The following is a 614-nucleotide window of genomic DNA, read 5'->3' on the forward strand; positions in this document are numbered from 1 at the left end:
CGGCGGTGTTCGTCGTTGATGCGCTGGGCTTCTTCGAGTTGGTCTTCAAGGACGACGATGCGGCAGGCGGCTTCGATCGGGGTGCCGTTGTCGACGAGTTCCCGTGCGCGGGCTGCGATGCGCAGCTGGTAGCGGGAGTAGCGGCGGTGGCCGCCCGCGGAGCGCAGCGGGGTGATCAGGCGGGCGTCGCCGAGGGCGCGGAGGAAGTCCTGGGTGGTGCCGAGGAGTTCGGCGGCCCGGCCCATCGTGTAGGCGGGGTAGTCGTCATCGTCGAGCCGGCCGAACGAGTCGCCTGCTGTCATTGCACCTCTCTGCGGAACGCGTGGAGGGGCCTTGGTGCCATACGGCACCAAGGCCCCGAAGGAACTACTACACCATCTACCGGCGCTGATACTGCGCCGGCCTTCTGTTTCCGCGGGCCCGACCGGACTGCTGTCGGGTGCGCGGGGATCGCGGTTGCTTGACCGGAGACCACCTCACTATCGATGTCCTGCGGTACCCGGGCTCAGCCATTCCGCCCGGGCGATCCTGATGGCGCGAGATTCCTCCGTTCATCCCTCTGGCCAACACTTACTCATGGGACTGCGTACTGCTCTGTACTGCGGGTGATGCGT

The 614-nt window shown here is 66.8% G+C and carries 1 protein-coding gene; it reads right to left on the minus strand.

Translation table 11 applies throughout. The features are described from left to right. The coding region (locus N4G66_RS45265) for a helix-turn-helix domain-containing protein (protein WP_261710164.1) at positions 1–302 on the minus strand (302 nt) is incomplete at its 3' end. Positions 303–614 lie beyond the last annotated feature (312 nt).

The organism is Streptomyces rhizosphaerihabitans (assembly GCF_025399795.1).
GTDB classification, from domain to species: Bacteria; Actinomycetota; Actinomycetes; order Streptomycetales; family Streptomycetaceae; genus Streptomyces; species Streptomyces rhizosphaerihabitans.